General features: G+C 36.3%; 24 protein-coding genes. 2 read left to right on the top strand and 22 right to left on the bottom strand.

Annotated elements, in window-relative coordinates; translation table 11 throughout:
- Positions 1 to 8 precede the first annotated feature (8 nt).
- Both R2Q70_RS07165 and R2Q70_RS07170 read right to left on the bottom strand, forming a co-directional pair.
- Positions 9 to 407, bottom strand: coding sequence for an META domain-containing protein (locus R2Q70_RS07165; protein WP_316806955.1), 399 nt, complete (start codon positions 405 to 407; stop codon positions 9 to 11).
- Between the two features lie 150 nt (positions 408 to 557).
- Positions 558 to 1265 (bottom strand): type 1 glutamine amidotransferase domain-containing protein, encoded by a 708-nt coding sequence (locus tag R2Q70_RS07170; protein ID WP_316806956.1) that lies wholly within the window; start codon positions 1263 to 1265, stop codon positions 558 to 560.
- Between the two features lie 214 nt (positions 1266 to 1479).
- Between R2Q70_RS07170 and R2Q70_RS07175 the strand changes: the two genes are divergently transcribed.
- Entirely contained in the window at positions 1480 to 2064 is a 585-nt protein-coding gene (locus R2Q70_RS07175; protein ID WP_316806957.1) for a Crp/Fnr family transcriptional regulator, read from the top strand.
- Between the two features lie 20 nt (positions 2065 to 2084).
- Here the strand turns inward: R2Q70_RS07175 and R2Q70_RS07180 are convergent, their stop codons facing one another.
- Together R2Q70_RS07180 and R2Q70_RS07185 are read right to left on the bottom strand one after the other, a co-directional pair.
- On the bottom strand, positions 2085 to 2612 hold the full coding sequence (locus R2Q70_RS07180; protein ID WP_316806958.1) for a GNAT family N-acetyltransferase: 528 nt from the start codon (positions 2610 to 2612) through the stop codon (positions 2085 to 2087).
- Between the two features lie 11 nt (positions 2613 to 2623).
- Positions 2624 to 3136 (bottom strand): DinB family protein, encoded by a 513-nt coding sequence (locus R2Q70_RS07185; RefSeq protein ID WP_316806959.1) that lies wholly within the window; start codon positions 3134 to 3136, stop codon positions 2624 to 2626.
- A gap of 197 nt (positions 3137 to 3333) precedes the next feature.
- Between R2Q70_RS07185 and R2Q70_RS07190 the strand changes: the two genes are divergently transcribed.
- Positions 3334 to 4122: a hypothetical protein gene (locus R2Q70_RS07190; RefSeq protein ID WP_316806960.1), complete on the top strand. Its 789-nt coding sequence runs from the start codon at positions 3334 to 3336 to the stop codon at positions 4120 to 4122.
- A gap of 29 nt (positions 4123 to 4151) precedes the next feature.
- Here R2Q70_RS07190 and R2Q70_RS07195 read toward each other — a convergent pair whose 3' ends face one another.
- From R2Q70_RS07195 to R2Q70_RS07280, 18 genes are all read right to left on the bottom strand, one after another.
- The gene (locus tag R2Q70_RS07195) at positions 4152 to 4760 is read right to left on the bottom strand and encodes an alpha-ketoglutarate-dependent dioxygenase AlkB family protein (protein ID WP_316806961.1); all 609 of its coding nucleotides are present in this window, start codon (positions 4758 to 4760) and stop codon (positions 4152 to 4154) included.
- 82 nt (positions 4761 to 4842) lie between these two features.
- On the bottom strand, positions 4843 to 5226 hold the full coding sequence (locus tag R2Q70_RS07200; RefSeq protein WP_316806962.1) for an iron chaperone: 384 nt from the start codon (positions 5224 to 5226) through the stop codon (positions 4843 to 4845).
- Positions 5227 to 5327: 101 nt separating this feature from the next.
- Positions 5328 to 5870, bottom strand: coding sequence for a hypothetical protein (locus tag R2Q70_RS07205; protein ID WP_316806963.1), 543 nt, complete (start codon positions 5868 to 5870; stop codon positions 5328 to 5330).
- A gap of 29 nt (positions 5871 to 5899) precedes the next feature.
- Entirely contained in the window at positions 5900 to 6466 is a 567-nt protein-coding gene (locus R2Q70_RS07210) for a DUF4256 domain-containing protein (protein WP_316806964.1), read from the bottom strand.
- 162 nt (positions 6467 to 6628) lie between these two features.
- Positions 6629 to 7366: an SDR family NAD(P)-dependent oxidoreductase gene (locus tag R2Q70_RS07215; RefSeq protein WP_316806965.1), complete on the bottom strand. Its 738-nt coding sequence runs from the start codon at positions 7364 to 7366 to the stop codon at positions 6629 to 6631.
- A 76-nt stretch (positions 7367 to 7442) separates the two neighbouring features.
- Positions 7443 to 8012, bottom strand: coding sequence for a Crp/Fnr family transcriptional regulator (locus R2Q70_RS07220; RefSeq protein WP_316806966.1), 570 nt, complete (start codon positions 8010 to 8012; stop codon positions 7443 to 7445).
- A 264-nt stretch (positions 8013 to 8276) separates the two neighbouring features.
- Positions 8277 to 8705, bottom strand: a complete 429-nt coding sequence (gene arr / locus R2Q70_RS07225; protein ID WP_316806967.1) for an NAD(+)--rifampin ADP-ribosyltransferase — start codon at positions 8703 to 8705, stop codon at positions 8277 to 8279.
- Positions 8706 to 8726: 21 nt separating this feature from the next.
- The gene (locus R2Q70_RS07230) at positions 8727 to 9338 is read right to left on the bottom strand and encodes a hypothetical protein (RefSeq protein ID WP_316806968.1); all 612 of its coding nucleotides are present in this window, start codon (positions 9336 to 9338) and stop codon (positions 8727 to 8729) included.
- Positions 9339 to 9423: 85 nt separating this feature from the next.
- Positions 9424 to 10017, bottom strand: coding sequence for a dihydrofolate reductase family protein (locus R2Q70_RS07235; RefSeq protein WP_316806969.1), 594 nt, complete (start codon positions 10015 to 10017; stop codon positions 9424 to 9426).
- A gap of 143 nt (positions 10018 to 10160) precedes the next feature.
- Entirely contained in the window at positions 10161 to 10766 is a 606-nt protein-coding gene (locus tag R2Q70_RS07240; protein WP_316806970.1) for a hypothetical protein, read from the bottom strand.
- 238 nt (positions 10767 to 11004) lie between these two features.
- A complete protein-coding gene (locus tag R2Q70_RS07245; protein WP_316806971.1) occupies positions 11005 to 11430 on the bottom strand; it encodes a VOC family protein in 426 nt (141 codons plus the stop codon).
- 25 nt (positions 11431 to 11455) lie between these two features.
- Positions 11456 to 11995 (bottom strand): GNAT family N-acetyltransferase, encoded by a 540-nt coding sequence (locus R2Q70_RS07250; protein WP_316806972.1) that lies wholly within the window; start codon positions 11993 to 11995, stop codon positions 11456 to 11458.
- A 101-nt stretch (positions 11996 to 12096) separates the two neighbouring features.
- Positions 12097 to 12528 (bottom strand): DUF1801 domain-containing protein, encoded by a 432-nt coding sequence (locus R2Q70_RS07255; RefSeq protein WP_316806973.1) that lies wholly within the window; start codon positions 12526 to 12528, stop codon positions 12097 to 12099.
- 13 nt (positions 12529 to 12541) lie between these two features.
- Positions 12542 to 12904 (bottom strand): DUF2200 domain-containing protein, encoded by a 363-nt coding sequence (locus tag R2Q70_RS07260; RefSeq protein ID WP_316806974.1) that lies wholly within the window; start codon positions 12902 to 12904, stop codon positions 12542 to 12544.
- 442 nt (positions 12905 to 13346) lie between these two features.
- Positions 13347 to 14057, bottom strand: a complete 711-nt coding sequence (locus R2Q70_RS07265) for a hypothetical protein (protein WP_316806975.1) — start codon at positions 14055 to 14057, stop codon at positions 13347 to 13349.
- A 47-nt stretch (positions 14058 to 14104) separates the two neighbouring features.
- The gene (locus R2Q70_RS07270) at positions 14105 to 14617 is read right to left on the bottom strand and encodes a hypothetical protein (RefSeq protein WP_316806976.1); all 513 of its coding nucleotides are present in this window, start codon (positions 14615 to 14617) and stop codon (positions 14105 to 14107) included.
- On the bottom strand, positions 14607 to 15254 hold the full coding sequence (locus tag R2Q70_RS07275) for a hypothetical protein (protein WP_316806977.1): 648 nt from the start codon (positions 15252 to 15254) through the stop codon (positions 14607 to 14609). The genes R2Q70_RS07270 and R2Q70_RS07275 overlap by 11 nt, the downstream gene beginning before the upstream one ends.
- A 53-nt stretch (positions 15255 to 15307) precedes the next feature.
- Positions 15308 to 16012 carry a hypothetical protein gene (locus R2Q70_RS07280; RefSeq protein WP_316806978.1) on the bottom strand — a complete coding sequence of 235 codons (705 nt, stop codon included), beginning with the start codon at positions 16010 to 16012 and terminating at the stop codon, positions 15308 to 15310.
- Positions 16013 to 16055 lie beyond the last annotated feature (43 nt).

A 16055-nucleotide genomic window follows, 5' to 3' on the forward strand; every position in this document is an offset into this window, starting at 1 on the left:
TATTGTTATCAATCTAATTTTTTAAATACCAATAATTTTTGTGTTCCATTAGATAAAACGAGTTGGTTGCCTTCAATTTTTGCTGCGTTTACCTGATTGATAGCCTGCAAATAAGCTCGTTCTGCAGCATCCGTTTCCTGACAAAACATTTTAGTGCTGAAAAGATTCTTAAGGGCTAGTTTATTATCAACAATCTCACCCTGGCCTCCATAGCTATTGCAAAAAGATTTGCCACTCACTTTTAGGCTATCTCCAAAATTTAAAGTAGCCTTTGCCGATGCTGGTAAGGTTAAGCCAGAAAGTTCAGTAAGTTCCCATTTGGTTTGCGCAAGTTTGTTCTGGTCTATTTTTTCCAGGCAAGAACTAAATAAGCATAAAACTAATCCGCAGATAAATAAATTTTTCATGATGTGTAGAGTTTTGTTTTTCATCAATCAAAAATTAATCCAAATGGAGATTTTAGACTTATTTAAAAGCTGGATATTTCATGAATTACCCAGTTTTTCATTATGTATTTCTGTATGGAAACTATAGCGCTTCCATACAGAAACTTTCCATTATTTTTTATGTTCTTCCAACCACTGAATCAATTTCTCGGCAACGGCTACTGATGAGCCTGGGTTTTGTCCGGTAATCAATTGTCCATCCTGTAGTACATAACTGCCCCAATCATCAGTTTTGGAGTAGATTCCACCCAATTTTTTCAATTCATCCTCTACCAAATAAGGAACGATATCGGTTAATTTTACAGCCTCTTCTTCGGTGTTTGCAAATCCTGTAACTTGTTTGCCTTTTACCAATGGTGATCCGTCTTCATCTTTTACAAACCTTAATACGCCTGGTGCATGACAAACTGCAGCCACAGGTTTTCCGCTGCTGTAAAATGCCTCGATAAGTGCTATCGATGCTTGATCATTGGTTAAATCCCAAAGTGGACCATGGCCACCAGGATAAAAAATGGCATCGTAATCTTCAGCGTTAACTTCGCTGAGTTTTAATGTATGCGAAAGTTTTTCCTGTAAGGCTTCGTCAGCATCGAAACGTTTAGTTGCTTCCGTTTGAAATTCAGGAAGTTCACTTTTTGGATCAAGTGGCGGACGACCGCCTTGCGGAGAAGCCAATGTGATTTCAGCACCATGTTCGGCCAATGTATAATACGGACCTGCAAATTCTTCAGACCAAAATCCTGTTTTAAGACCGGTATTGCCTAATTGGTCGTGTGAGGTGAGTACGATGAGTACTTTAAAAGTGTTTGTACTTGTCATGATTTCTTAATTTTTATTTTCAAATATTTAACCCTTTTTCGAGTGGCTTGTTTTGATGAACCAAAATTGATTTAAAATCGGCACATTGCTGCGTGACCTAGATCACAATAAATAGGGTGTCGATTGTTTGTGATGTAGGTCACATGGTGTACCGCTTTTAGGCTTGATGTGAATGAATAGCCGGTTTGTTATCTTTGTCTGTACAAACATCTCTATGAAAATGACCGCACAGGATATTTTGAAAACACATTTTAGCAAAACCATCAACCTTTCGGAAAAGGAATTTGATTATGTGTTTACTCATTTTAAACCCATGTCCCTAAAAAAAGGGCAATCCATCATTAATTTAGGTGATACGGTTAATGAGGAATATTTTGTGTTGGATGGCTGTATCAAAACATTTTATCTTAATGACGAGCAAAAAATGTTTATCCTTCAGTTTGCCATGAAAAATTGGTGGGCTTCGGATTATAATGCTTTGTATTTGGATGCTAAGGCAACTGTTACACTCGATTGTGTGATTGATTCGGAGGTATTGTGCCTGTCAAACGAAGATCGGGAGAAACTTTGTAAGGAGCTGTACCCAATGGAATACTTCTTTCGGTGGCGATCCAATAAAGGATATGTGGCTGCTCAAAAAAGGCTGCTTTCGTTAATGAATAATGATGTAAAATACCGTTATGAGGAATTGATGCACATGTATCCACAGCTATATAATATTGTACCAAAGCAGCTTATCGCGGCATATTTGGGTGTTTCAAGAGAAACCCTAAGCCGGTTGAATCATAAAAATCAATAAGCAATGCTAAAAGGCATGCATCATTTACGATAATTGTCAATTTTAAACCAATGATGATCTCTTCCCTTATAATCGAATACATTAATTTTTTGCAGGCCTAATTTTTCAAGGACATGAATAGAATCTTTATTTTCAACATCGGCAATGCCGATGATTTGCACCAGATTTAATTCCTTAAAGCCATAATCAATGGCAGCTTTTGCTGATTCAGTGGCATAACCCTTGCCCCAAAACTTCCTATTAAGCCGATAACCGATATCGTAATAGTTGCTGTGGTTGTTATTGATATCTTTTATTAGTTTCAACCCACTCCAACCGATAAACTGATCGGAATGTTTTTCGATCACCGCCCATCGGCCAATCCCATTTTCCTTGTATTGCACTTGTATAAAAGCAATATCGGCAGCGCTTTGATTGATGTTTAAAACCGGGCTATTCCCTAAAAAGCGATGCACCAAAGGGTCTGAATCCATTTCAAACATTCCTTTGGCATCGGTAATTTTTAATTCTCTGAGTATTAATCGTTCTGTTTCTATAAAAGCATTCATTTATTAAATTATTATTTAGCCTGCATGGCTTGCTCATCTTCAAAAGTTGGTCCGTATAAGCCCGGTACTTTACATCCGTTCAGGCGAAGATAAACGATCATTTCACCCCTGTGATGGTAAATGTGGTTCATTAAAAATCCGCGGATGATTTCTGCCCTTGGCGTTTCTGGAATAGCAACCTGGCCTCCAACGGTCATCTTCCACAAGTCATTTAAATTTTCATCGTTAATGGTTTCCAGGCTTTCCTTGGCTTTGCTAAAATTACGTTCAAACCTTTCTTTTATTTTCTCAATATCCGAATAATCCCTTTCTACGTCCTCATATTCATCCATATTAAATTCAGCACCCTGAACGGTGTAAGGATACCAATTATAAATCTCGGAGATGTGCCAGGCCAATTGCCCGGTAGTCCAGGAGTTTTCAGAAGGTTTATATTCCAAAATATGTTGAGGAATAGCGTTTAACAATTTTCGGGTGCTTTCTGCTTCCTGAAGAAATTCGCCCAGCAGTGCTTGTACTAACATAATTCTTAACGGTTAGATTTTCAGTTGTTTATCTTACTTTAAATAGTCGTTTATTGGATTTGGTTTTAGGATTATGGATAAAATTTAAAATAATTGACATTGTATTTTTTCTGTTAAGCAAAAATTTTATCAGCCATTTCTTGTATCACTAAGCATAAACATAATAAATTAGCTAAAAATTAAAGCTATTCCTTTTTATGAAAAACACAATCATCGCCTTTTTCCTGTCTATTTTTTTATTTAGTTGCTCCGGGAAATTAGAAAAAACATTAACCTCAAAGCCATTTACCGATCAGGATGACTTTAATGAGTTTCCTAAATTCAAAGACAAAATATTAACCATTGAAGATGTTTACGATAAAAATCCAGACAGTTCAGGTGGTTTCAGCGTGAAATTAAAAGATACTACGCTTTACGTTCAGGAGGGTTCGAAGCCAGTAGCGCATAAATTTCGTGAGGCTAGATTTGTGAATTCACAAAAAACCGCTGTATTGGTGCAGATTGAAGATGGTGCTGGTAGTTTGTCGCCATTTTATATCATCACACTTAAAGATGGTGTACCAAATGCAGTTACTTTAAATATTGCATCCAACGGAAAAGGAGATAAAGATTTTGCAAAGGGATTGCAGGAGATTACCCGAACAACTTTGGTAGTGAATAATGATTTTGTGGTGGCTACCGTTAGAGGAAAAGTTTATCAGATTAATAGAAAAAACCCCAATGAACTGATTCAGGGAAATTTTATCCTTTATTCGTCGGATAAAACAACGTTAGTTTTTGCTGTAAAAGATGGTTTGTACCAGGTAAATTATCTAACTGGAGAAACACTTAACTTACCTGTTCCTGCAAGTGTACTGAATTCGGCAACAATGGTTAACGAAATTCAGCAGAACTACAGCTGGGAAAAGAACAGCCGTGGAACTTCGTTTTTAAAGGAAAATCCTGACGATGACCGTATTATAGATATTAGCGAGTTTAAAAAATAAGAAATGCTGATGGTTGTTTAGGTACAGGCTTAAACAACCATTGTTCTGAAGGTTAAATTTATCCGTGGTGTGGTTACTCTTGTAGTTGGTGGTAAGCGGTGTAACCAATTGCTTTGTGTTTCATCTTTCATCACCAACAAACTTCCATGTTCCAAAAATGTAGTAATGGTTTCTTTGGTCTGCTTATGCTTAAATAAGAATCTTCTTTCTGCACCAAAACTCATTGATGCGATAGCCGTATGTTTACCTAGTGTTTTTTCATCGTCACTATGATAAGCCATTCCCTCATCGCCATTATGATATAAGTTGAGTAAACATGAGTTGAACAATGTTCCTGTTTTTTCTTCTGCAATATTTTTAAGCTTCAGTAAAGTCTCTGTCCAGGGTAAAGCATGTTTGGTGCTTTTTGAATAAGTATAAGCATAATCCTGATCGCCATACCAGGCTACTTTTCTTTTGGTAATGATGTGTTTGCCCATAATGAAGGCTTCATCATTTCTCCATTCGATATGCTGCATTAGTTCATCGAAGTAAACATTGGCTTGTTCTAATGAAAAAAGCTTTCCATAATAATTTACCGTGCCGTTGTATGGCAGTAAGTTTTTGGATGGATCTACTGCTCTGCTAAATAATTCCATTTTGTATATTTCATGATCAATATTTTAACAAAAGTACTTCAGATTTAAAAGCTATACCACCCGAAACTTGCTTTGTTTAATATTAACCTGATTTCTTTTTGGTTTTCTGGGCAGCTTTCTCCAGGTTTTGAGCCACTCTAAACAACGTAATTTTGGTTACTAAATCTGTTGGTATGGGTTGAGTCAATGGGAATTGCACCGTTCCTTTAGAAGTTTCATAGGTCGAAAGTTCTTCCTTAAATACTTCAATTGCAGCACTGCCCGGGTAAAAACCAATGTGGTTTTTATATCCAGCAAAATGCACCAAATTTCCTTTCAAATCAAAAGTCGGGATGGCGTAACTTATTTTTTCTGTAGCGTCAGGAGCAGCTTTTTGAATTACTTCTTTAATGAACTGAAGTTTTGCTCGTGTTTCCTCCGGAAAGTCTGCAATGTAGCTTTCAATATCGGTTTTGTTTGTATTCATCGCTGTGCTTTTTCTTGCTCAAATTTAAATGCGCTTAAAGATATCTGAAAGGGTAAAAGCGGCAATTTTTTGGCGGCATTTAAGATAATTGCGGGTAACTGCTACAATAGCTTTATTCCAAGTCCAAAACTTAGTGTGCCGAAATCTTTGCCAGATAATTTATCCCGGTTAAAAATGTTAATGTAAGCGAGCTTTGCCGTTATCCTTTGCGATTTTGAAAAATAAAAGCCAACCGTCGGTTTAATGCCGAGTAGAACTTTATCACCAATAAAACTCGGACCGGTAGAGATCATGGTATAAACCTCATGAATAGGGGAGAAAGTTGCGCCTGCGAAAACATTAATCATTTCATTCACCGTATTATCCTTCACTGGGAAACTTCCGTCAGGGTTTAACCTTAAAACTTTATCATCTTCCTGATACCAATCTCCGGTAACTTCGAGCATAGGTTTAAGTTTTGTTTTTGTGTTGGCCGTTGCCTGCAATCCTAATCCAAAACCCCAGGGGTTATTGCCTTTGGTTTGATCGGAAAGGGTTTTGTTGTATTGGGAAAAAAGATAAAGTGAAACTTTTCGTTGCACCTGGCTAAATGCCGGAGACATTGCAAGACTAAATAGTGAGAGTAAGATAATTTTTTTGAGCATAAATTATATGTTAAAAAGTATCAAGAATACTAAACTTTCAATACACCACGAAAACCTCTGGCACCATAATAAGATTCTGCCCCGTTGTGGTAAGTGAACACTTTATTATATCGTCTGTCGCAGAAGATAGCACCGCCTAGGTTTCTGATATCTTCCGGGGTTTTCACCCAACTTGATGTTTTTAAATCGAATTTCCCGAGTTCCTGTAATTGGCGATATTGCTCTTCGGTGAGTATTTCTATACCCATTGCTTTTGCTGCCTCTAACACGTTGTTTTGTGGTTTATGTTCTTTTCTCGATTCCCATGCATCACGGTCGTAACAAAAACTTCTCCTTCCTTTCGGACTTTCAGCGACAAAATCGAAGAAAATATATTCGCCAGTATTATTATCAAGGGCTACAACATCTGGTTCACCACCGGTTGCTTCCATCTCATTTAGCGACCATAATTTCTCAGGATGAGCCTGAAGCCTTGCCTGTACATCATCCCATGAGATATGCTCATGACGATTTTTGTTTTTTTCAAACCGGGCTTTTAAGATGTTCAATAAATTTTCTATTTGCTCTGGCAAAAGTGTTCTCTCATTTGAGCTCATGATAGTTGGTGCAAGTATTTTTGGTTTAAATAAAATTAACAAAATTATTTGTAGCCCACAACCTGTAGTTGATTCAGGAATTAACTGAAAATACAAAATCATCTTACAAAAAATGCCCTGCGGATGTTCGCAGGGCATTATAAGTTTTATTGAAAGATTAATCTACCATGGACTAATTCCTGACTCATCTTCAATATCGTTGCTGAAAAACTGTCCGGTTGGTCCGTTTTCATCCGTTAAAGTATGTTTGATGATGAAACTGGCTGCGCTTTCTACCGTTCCGGGTCCGCTGTGGTGATTAAAATCTGTTGCGGTATAACCCGGATCAATCACATTCACTTTGAACGCTGAATCTTTCAATTCGTAAGCCAATACAATGGTGTAAGCATTTAATGCTGATTTCGATGGCCCATAAGCTGCTGCTTTAACCTGATAATATTTCCAGCTTGGATCGGCATGCAACGTTAACGAACCCAATCCTGAAGTGATGTTGCTGATGCGTGGCGCATCAGATTTTTTAAGCAGATCCAAAAATGTTTGTGTAACCTGGATCACGCCAAAAAAATTAGTTTCAAAAACTGCTTTAATGTCATCAACAGCTGTTTCTGTTGCGGTTTGCGGATTTACACCCAAAACGCCCGCATTGTTAATTAATATATCGAGTTTTCCCTGTTCCTGCTCAATGGTATTTTTGGCGGCAACAATTGAGTTAGCATTTGTCACATCAATTTCAATGGCTTTGATGTTTTCAAATCCTTCTTCGTTTAACGTACTGATCACTTCGTTACCTTTTGCAAGATCACGACTACCTAAATAAACGAAAATACCTTGTTTTGATAATTGTTTGACTGTTTCTAAACCGATACTTCTATTGGCTCCTGTTATTAATGCTGATTTCATTTTTTTATCTTTTAATTAATGAGGTAAAGCTGCGGCTTTAAAAACTGAAATCATTTGCCATTTGGCAAAAAGCGTTTTAGCGGATATTTTTTCTAATTCTGCTGAGCGAGGATTGAGTAACACCCAAATATGACGCAATATAAGAAAGCGGAATGCGGTTAACCACAGTAGGATAGATTTCTAAAAACTTCAGGTAGCGGGTAGTTGCATCTTCTGAAACTAAGGGGCTTCTTCGCTCTACTTTTTGCATTAAAGCTCTGGTGGTAATTTTATTTACGATGGTATCCCAACCTACAATGGTTTGCAGAAGCTCCAGCCAGTCTTTCCGCTGGAAAACAATCATTGTACAATCAGTAACCGCCTGAACGTAGGCACTGGAACAAATTTCATTATTGAAACTTTCAAGATCGACTACAAGGTTATTTTCCTCAATAAAATATTTCGTGATTTCCTCTCCCTGGTTATTGTAATAGCAAACGCGTAAAATCCCATCTACAATGAAACCAACCTGGCGGGCAATTTTTCCGGCTTCAGAAAAATATTCATCTTTTTTAAGTTTAAGCGTTATCGATTTACTGCCAATAAAATCTATTTGCTGCGGATTAAGATTTCCAAACCTAAGGATGAAGTCAAACAATTGTTTCATGCGCACAAGGTAGCTAAAGAAATATTTAAAGCATTTGCCATTTGGTAAAAAATGGGTTTTTAGTTTTTTGGTTGGTTTGTTTTTTTATCTGTTAGTTTTTTGGTTTTTTAGTTTGTTAGTTTTTTAGACGAAGGTGGCAACGTTTTCAATCCAGTTAAATGTTTTGCACATCATCAACAAAATCAGTCAACTATCCAAACACTCAAGCTCCTAACTAACTAAACAACCAACCATCCAAACAACGAACCATCCAAACAACGTCAACTAATCCTCAATGGCTTCAATGCCCTGATCTTTGAGTTTTGCCAAAGCTGCTTTCATGGTATCAATCTGTGTCTGAGGATGTCCATGCCAGATGGTGATCTGGGCGATCACTTTAAACGGATCTTTTGAACGGTAAGATTTAGTTGGATTACCAGGAAACTTTTTATCCGTCAAATTAGGATCATCCTCGATGGCACCGGTTGGTTCAACCACATAAATTCTTTCTTTTGCATCGCCCAAAGCAAGTTCTGCACCCCAAATGGCAGCATCTAAAGTAGCAGAAAGGTAAATATACTTTGCTGCTTTTTGTTGTCCGTAATTGGAATTAATGCCCACAGTAATCAAATCTCCTGGCTTTAAATCGGCTTTGGTGCCATGAAAATAAGCCTGGGCAAAAGGGCTGTGAATGGTTGTTGATTCAGTTTCCATATTGTTGTTAAAAACTTGAAATTATCGTCTTCGAGAAATATGTTCGTGTACCCATTTTGCTTCCTCATCCGGGCTTGTGTTTTCCAGGGTACTGCTTACTCTGCTAAAAGTTGCCTGAGGAAAATCATAGGGTTTGCTATCTTCAAAATAAGGACCAACTACACCTAAAATCCATCCGTCTTTTGCTGCCCAATGTGGCTCGTGAGTTTTATATTTAAAAACTTCGTAAAAAACCATGTGACTTTTTCCATCGAAATCAATGCCCACCCGCTTAATGTGTTCAATTTCATCAGGACATGCATCTAGTTCTGTAGGAAATTCTAACCAGTTTGCCAGATTACTTTCAGCTGCTTTTTCAATCGTAATTAATTCTCTTGGGAACAGCGATAATTTTTGGTGTTCACTTAACAATTGATAAGTCGTTTCTCGGGCAAGCAAATTTTCGGCGAATGGCTTTACCTCCTCCTGCGTAAGTTCCGCCCCGGTATTGAGCTGATCATAAAGGGGCTTCACCCTGTTAAAACGAAGATCGTTCAGTTTTCGGTGTTGTCTTTTTATCATGATCATGCGATAAAATCCAATGATAATTACCGCTAGAATAATCAAACCCAATATGGGTAAAAATGAATTCATTCGATTTGGGATAAATATTCTGATCTCAAAATCTAAATGCTCAAATTTTGATTATTCAGTGATAAAGATAGGCAAAATGCTGCATTTAACCGCCACTTGTACCGGTTTTCACATCTCCCGCCCTTGAGAAATTAGCCATAATTAATCCCTTTGGCGTAACAACACTTTCTTTCAGGGTGAAAGATGCTGGGATGGCACCATCAACAAATAATTTTTTCCCTTTTCCGAGTGTTAGAGGATGTATAAAAAGCCACAGTTCATCAATCAGATCGTTTTTTAACAATAGCTGAATGAGTTCGCTGCTGCCCCAAACCTGTATGTCTGATCCATCTGAATTTTTGATTTGTTTGATATCTTCGATTCCGTTAACAAAAACTGTATTTTCCCAATCAGATTTTGTGGTGGTAGTCGACAAGACATATTTTGTTACCGTATTTATGCTTGGCCAGTAGTTGGTGTGATTAGGCCAGTAATCTTCCCAAATTTTGAACGTTTTTCTGCCCAATAGCAAATCAGAAGGCTGCATCAATTTTTGCATTACCTTCCCCGATTCCTCATCATTGAAAGGTGCACTCCAGCCGCCATATTCAAAACCGCCAGATAAATCTTCTTCAGGACCACCTGGCGCTTGCATCACGCCATCTAAAGTGATCATCGATAACACTGTAATTTTCCTCATGATATTTAACTCCTTATTTTTCTATGTTATTGATTTAGAAAGTATAAGTTAAATATCTGCAAATAACAGATGGCTTCAACTGTGCAAATACGGCAATATTGAGGGTTAAATGCGACAGGTTTGTGTGTCTCCTGTATTAAAAACTACTTATTGTTCTTATCATAAAATTCAAAAAAATCATTCAGCCTGAATATTTTAGCTAGATAGGCATAATCTTGATTAAAGCGATCGTAATTCTCAAAAGCAGGTTCCTTATCATCAATATTACCTTTTCCCAGGGTTCTGTCTGGAATAAATAATGCTGTTGTCACTTCTGGCTCCCCAAGCAGGGAATAAATTTCCTTGCCTTCTACCTGATAGGCTTTGAATTTGCTGCTCAGGTCTTTTTTTGTGTAAATGATGTTGTAAATAACGTATTTCGATTTTGTTGGGTTAATTACGCCATATTCAGTAGGGTCGAGGTGCAAATCCTGATCGGCGATTTGATAGGCTTTACAACTAATTTTGTGATGACCGATTTCCAGATCGATTTTTTCAAAAGAATTAGCAGGAATTTCATAATCTTTTCCATCGATGGTTACAGCAAGTGGCTTGCCGGTGGGGTTATCAATCAGGGTGGCGCCATTAAGTTTTGTCTTCCATACCACCTCATAAAAACCATAAAGAATAAATGCCGCTAACACACCCACCATTAAGAAGATGTGCGCCTTTGTTAATTTTTTATTTTCCGGGTTTGCTGCATTCGCCATAACGATAAATTAGAATAAGTTTAACAATCCTAAAATAAAGGTTCTATTTCAACCCTTGAGGCTAAACTTTAAATTCGCTTCATTTGCCTAATGATTCGTCAGGGATGAATTAATATTCGAAATAACCGGGGAAGAATATTTAAGCAGGCTTTCTATCAGTGGTCAGTCTTATTTAAAACTTTATATTATAGGGGCTACCAATTACTGATGTTAATATTAGTTTTGAGCCGCTTGCCAATTATACTGCCGGCTCAAAGTTTATCATCCATTCAATTCCAAATTTATCTCTGAACATTCCAAAATACGAACCCCACATGCTGTCGTCAATCGGCACTTCAACAGTTCCACCTGCTGAAAGTGTTTGAAAAAGCCTATCTGCTTCTTCACGGCTTTCTGCACTAACAGAAATTTTCGATCGGTTTTCATTTTCATCAACCTTACCCATAAAAGCCGGAACATCATTGCCCATCAAGGTATTTTGACCGATCGATAAAGCGATGTGCATGATTTTCTCTGCTTCACTTTCGTCTACCGGAAATTCTTCACTTGATAAATCCTTAAAACGTACAATTCTTTGGAACTCGCCGCCAAATGCTGATTTATAAAAATTAAAGGCTTCTTCGGCATTGCCATTGAAGTTAATGTGTGGATTGATGATTGCCATGATTAATGAAATTAGTTAGTTTGTGTTACTTGTTCTCTGTGTAAGCCAACGTAAAGATATTAAAATCAGAATTTTGCTGATCAGTTTTGTTCGATAAAATAAAGTTGAACTTTGCCAATAATTTAGTTGAATGCTGATTACGATGATGGGTGTAGGCCAATATTTTTTGAACTTTTAAGGTTGTAAAAGCGTAGTCAATAACTCTTTCTATTGCCTCGGTCATGATTCCTTGGCCTTGAAATCTCGTGATGAGTTCGTAGCCAATTTCAACACTATTTTTATCATTCGAAAAATCAAACAGACAGATGGTGCCAACAAATTCTCTGGTTTCTGTGAGCGTAATTACCCAATAAACCGAATTATTGTTTTTGATGTTTTCATTAATAACATTGATAAAGCTGATGGCATCTTCAATCGTTTCGGCTGGTTTCCTGTCCAGATATTGGTTAATTTCTTTGTCAGAACGTAAGGAGAAAATATCCTGCTGATCTGTCAATGATAATTGCCTGAGTGTAAGTCTTTCACTTGTTAAAATAGGAAAGGAGTTAAAATTAATATCGGCCATTTTTTAGCTTTGAAGCGTTTGTAACCTATTCACCAAAATAAGTAGAATAATAATGATGCTGCCTAGAAAGAAGATGGATTCCTTCAATAGATTTAAGTCTTTTACCTGCATGAACATTCATTGTGCTCACTAATGTATTTTATTGAGTCCAAACAAAGGTCTTTCAAAACCTCGAGGTTAATATCAGAAAGTTTTTTAACGTAAATACAAGCTTTACTCATTTTGAATTTGCCAAGGTTTGGCAGCAACAATTTACTTACTTCTGTTTCAGCACAAACATATAAAGTAAGTGCAGTTTTTCTGGGCGAAAAACCAATAATTGGCGCATCTCCTTCATGTCCGCTGGCGTACTTGTAATGATAATTTCCGAAGCCAATGATGCTCGGACCAAACATTTTAGGTTCTTCGGCTGACCATGCTTCCATCAATTTAATCAGTTGAAAACTATCAGTCTTTTTCTGCTCGTTATCAACATAAGAATTTATAAAATCTGCTACATTTTGCCCGGTATAAGTTGTTTTTGTTTTCGCCATAATATTGATTAAACTAAGTCCTTAAAATTTTTTCCATCTTTTTTCCTTTCGCTAACTCGTCAATTAGCTTATCTAAATACCGTATTTGTTTCGTTAATGGCGTTTCAATTTCTTCGATACGGTAGCCGCAAATTACACCCGTTATTAAATGTGCATTTGGATTCAATTCTGCTTTATTAAAAAAAAATTCAAATGTGGCTTTCTCTTCTATAAGTTCTTGCAGCTTTTCAGTGTCGAAACCTGTAAGCCACTCAATAACCTGATGTAATTCTGCCAAGGTTCTGCCTTTGCTTTCCGCCTTTTTGATGTAATGTGGATAAACCGATGCAAAAGTGATGTTTGCAATTCGCTTGTCGTGTTCAGGAGTTGTTTTCATATCCGATAGTCAATGCCTGTTACAATTTGATGTTGTTGGCATATTAATATTCTTTTAACTAAGATATTGAATTTACGAATTTTTACGATTTCTTTTGCTTGTTGAATTCGAGGGCTTATTTATTTAGTCTGAAAACTTATCATAGAGGTGTACCTTATTTCATGGGGATAAATATGTTCAGTTTCTTTTCCGCAGAGCGACACCAGCGCAGCTCAACCGAGAGTTAATCCATTTATTTAAATACTGTTTTGAAATATTTATATTTTTTTATCCATTCATTATGCTCATAAACTTCCTCGTAGCCTTTCACAATGAAACTATTGTCTGTTTTCCATATAATTTTTTCGACTGCAAAATCAGCAGAGAGATAGCTGGCATATTCACTTAAATAAGTTTCAGGATTTGATTTATCATTTATTTTTAAGATTCCAATGTCGCAGTTTTAATGATCATAAACCGCGTTGTAGAAATAAACAAAGTATTTATTATTGATGGATGGAACAGGTAAGGACACGCTTGCATCACCAAACGAAATGATATTATAGTGATAACCATTCAAACTATCTAATAAAAACAACTGACTAAAGTTTAAATTTTCGGATGTTGAATGTTCTGTAATGGCATAAAGTTTAGTAGCCGGATAATATCCTGAAAACTCAAATCCGCTCCAACTTAGTTTGCCGCCATAATCATCATATTTTTTGAATTTATGCTTTTTTAACCTGCTTTGAATGTAGAAGAAATTACCTTTTTCTTCAGGCTTAAAAGTTTCAATATATCTTTTCTGTTCAAGAGCTAAAAATTCAGCTTCATCGGCAGTTTCGAAAATTAATTTCGGCAACTTTTGGTAATTTTCATCATATCCAATATTAATATGCTGATTACGGCTTGTTTTTAAAGCAGGTTTTTCCGGTGTCAAACTATCTTTAGCAAATGTGCCGTTACTTTGAACGGTATGTATTTTTTCCGGTTTCCTGTAGCTACAAGAAATTGTTAACAGGATCAACGATATAAAAAGCATCGGTTTCATTTTAGCTTTGATTTTCTGTTGTTTTAAATTAATGCCTATCGCTTGAGCATCTGTTTTGTATAATATCCCACGCTTTGGATTCATATGCAAAAGCAATTTCCTCAGCAGTTGTAATTTTTTCATGGGTGAGAAGCTGACCGCTTAATGAAAGTGGTGGTGGCGTTTTATAGTTAACTATAGATCCTTCCAATTTCAGTGCCGTGGTCGATAAAATCGTATTTATCTGTGAATATCGAATATATGTGATTTCGTTGAGTGTCTTTACAAATGGTTAGATGAAATGTCTTTGTTTTTTTATTAATAACGGTTAACAACATACATTTTCCATAGTTAGAATGACCTGAATTATGATCGTTAATTTTCTTTATTTCATTTTTAAGTTCGGTTGATGATAATTTGCCATAAGTAAAATCTTCTTGATATATTTCAGTAGCTGGATCCTTCATAAGGGTTGCGATCTCATCTCTAATGTTGTTATACAATTTTGTGTAGATGCCTAATGTGGCAAAACCCCAGAAAATGGCATTGAATATTAATATTAACCCAGTTTTTTTAAATTTTAAAAACCTCATTTCGAATTGAGATACAAAAGCTATTAGCCAACCCAATAATCCCAGAAAGACTGAAATACCGAAAATTATGCTTGTGATTTCATAAAATAGGGCATATTTTTCAAGGTTCATTTTTGGTTCGTTTTTGGGTCTTCATACCATTTTGCGTAAAAAATGCTTTTAGAGCGGTGTAGGTATTGTTACAATAATCTTGTAAGCCAGCTATTTTCTGTGGTTCTGCTAACATCTGATTACACTCGAAACAGATTTCCAAATACTCAAAAACTTCGCCTGAATCATTATAAAACAAGATGGCGTTTCGGGGATTGTAACATCCTGATTGATAATAACTGTAAATGCTATATTTTGAACAGGTATTGTATAAAATGTCTGTTAATTTGTTAATCGAACTCAATGTGAGTGTTTTCCTTTGATTAATCCCGTCTAAATTTTTTTGCGCAATTAGCGTGGCAAGTTCTATAAAAACTGCATTGTCTGTCTTTTTATCATCTTTAACAAAGCTATCTTTAGAGATTAAAATGGGAACATCCAGCTGTCTATCAGCTTCAAGGTTGAAGGAAATTATATCGACTTTTGATGCATTTTTAAATGGAAATTTCGCCAACCTGTTTTCTAATAAAATAGGCTTATAACCAGGGTTTTTATTTGAGACCTTTTTTGAAGATGGTATAGGTGGTGGAGGTATTTTTTGCTGAGCAAATGAACAAAAAGAAAATGAAAGCAATATTGCGATCGAAATTTTTGACATCCACTTAATGCGAAAAAGATTATTCCGTTTAACTGATCTGTTCATACTCGTAATCATTTATTGAATTCTTTTTTTATAAACTTTACTTTTTTATCGAAGTATTTCCATTCGCCCAGCTGCTTTCCATTTTTAGATTGTCCGACGCTTTCTAATTGCCCATTATTGTGATAAGTTTTCCATTCGCCTGTTCGCTTTCCACTCTCATCATATTGCCCAGTTTTTTCCAATTTTCCATTTTCGTGATAGCTACGCCATTCTCCTGAGCTTTTTCCTTGAATATAACTGCCAACTGTTTTCATTTTACCATTGTCGTGGAACCACTTCCACTCTCCGGTCTGTTTGCCATCTTCATACTTTCCAACAATCCACAATTGGCCATTTGTATTGTATCTTTTTGATTCTCCTGATAATTTACCATCGTTATAGCATTCTAAGCTTGCAGTTTTTCCGTTTTCATAATATGATTTCCATTCGCCGACTTGCTTTCCATTTTGATAGGTTCCAATTAAATCTAACTGACCACTTTCGTCATACCATTTCCATTCTCCTGTTTTATGATTGTTCTCAAATTTTCCAATAGATAAGAGCTGTCCGTTTTCGTGATACTTTTTCCATTCGCCAATTTCATTTCCGTTTTCAAAATTTCCTATTTCCAACAATTGACCGTTCTCCGAATATTCTTTCCACTCATTAATTTTATTTCCATCAGCATACATTCCTGTACTCAATAATTTCCCATCAATGTTATAGCTTTCCAATTTTCCTGAGCATTTACCCTGATCCCAGTTTGATATCTGAGAT

The organism is Pedobacter agri (genome assembly GCF_032678665.1).
Lineage (GTDB): Bacteria > Bacteroidota > Bacteroidia > Sphingobacteriales > Sphingobacteriaceae > Pedobacter > Pedobacter agri_A.

Bases quoted from the DNA above. Each gene is read 5' to 3' on its own strand.
- R2Q70_RS07165 (WP_316806955.1), bottom strand. From the start codon at position 407: ATGAAAAATTTATTTATCTGCGGATTAGTTTTATGCTTATTTAGTTCT.
- R2Q70_RS07170 (WP_316806956.1), bottom strand. From the start codon at position 1,265: ATGACAAGTACAAACACTTTTAAAGTACTCATCGTACTCACCTCACAC.
- R2Q70_RS07175 (WP_316806957.1), top strand. From the start codon at position 1,480: ATGAAAATGACCGCACAGGATATTTTGAAAACACATTTTAGCAAAACC.
- R2Q70_RS07180 (WP_316806958.1), bottom strand. From the start codon at position 2,612: ATGAATGCTTTTATAGAAACAGAACGATTAATACTCAGAGAATTAAAA.
- R2Q70_RS07185 (WP_316806959.1), bottom strand. From the start codon at position 3,136: ATGTTAGTACAAGCACTGCTGGGCGAATTTCTTCAGGAAGCAGAAAGC.
- R2Q70_RS07190 (WP_316806960.1), top strand. From the start codon at position 3,334: ATGAAAAACACAATCATCGCCTTTTTCCTGTCTATTTTTTTATTTAGT.
- R2Q70_RS07195 (WP_316806961.1), bottom strand. From the start codon at position 4,760: ATGGAATTATTTAGCAGAGCAGTAGATCCATCCAAAAACTTACTGCCA.
- R2Q70_RS07200 (WP_316806962.1), bottom strand. From the start codon at position 5,226: ATGAATACAAACAAAACCGATATTGAAAGCTACATTGCAGACTTTCCG.
- R2Q70_RS07205 (WP_316806963.1), bottom strand. From the start codon at position 5,870: ATGCTCAAAAAAATTATCTTACTCTCACTATTTAGTCTTGCAATGTCT.
- R2Q70_RS07210 (WP_316806964.1), bottom strand. From the start codon at position 6,466: ATGAGCTCAAATGAGAGAACACTTTTGCCAGAGCAAATAGAAAATTTA.
- R2Q70_RS07215 (WP_316806965.1), bottom strand. From the start codon at position 7,366: ATGAAATCAGCATTAATAACAGGAGCCAATAGAAGTATCGGTTTAGAA.
- R2Q70_RS07220 (WP_316806966.1), bottom strand. From the start codon at position 8,012: ATGAAACAATTGTTTGACTTCATCCTTAGGTTTGGAAATCTTAATCCG.
- arr (WP_316806967.1), bottom strand. From the start codon at position 8,705: ATGGAAACTGAATCAACAACCATTCACAGCCCTTTTGCCCAGGCTTAT.
- R2Q70_RS07230 (WP_316806968.1), bottom strand. From the start codon at position 9,338: ATGAATTCATTTTTACCCATATTGGGTTTGATTATTCTAGCGGTAATT.
- R2Q70_RS07235 (WP_316806969.1), bottom strand. From the start codon at position 10,017: ATGAGGAAAATTACAGTGTTATCGATGATCACTTTAGATGGCGTGATG.
- R2Q70_RS07240 (WP_316806970.1), bottom strand. From the start codon at position 10,766: ATGGCGAATGCAGCAAACCCGGAAAATAAAAAATTAACAAAGGCGCAC.
- R2Q70_RS07245 (WP_316806971.1), bottom strand. From the start codon at position 11,430: ATGGCAATCATCAATCCACACATTAACTTCAATGGCAATGCCGAAGAA.
- R2Q70_RS07250 (WP_316806972.1), bottom strand. From the start codon at position 11,995: ATGGCCGATATTAATTTTAACTCCTTTCCTATTTTAACAAGTGAAAGA.
- R2Q70_RS07255 (WP_316806973.1), bottom strand. From the start codon at position 12,528: ATGGCGAAAACAAAAACAACTTATACCGGGCAAAATGTAGCAGATTTT.
- R2Q70_RS07260 (WP_316806974.1), bottom strand. From the start codon at position 12,904: ATGAAAACAACTCCTGAACACGACAAGCGAATTGCAAACATCACTTTT.
- R2Q70_RS07265 (WP_316806975.1), bottom strand. From the start codon at position 14,057: ATGAAAAAATTACAACTGCTGAGGAAATTGCTTTTGCATATGAATCCA.
- R2Q70_RS07270 (WP_316806976.1), bottom strand. From the start codon at position 14,617: ATGAACCTTGAAAAATATGCCCTATTTTATGAAATCACAAGCATAATT.
- R2Q70_RS07275 (WP_316806977.1), bottom strand. From the start codon at position 15,254: ATGTCAAAAATTTCGATCGCAATATTGCTTTCATTTTCTTTTTGTTCA.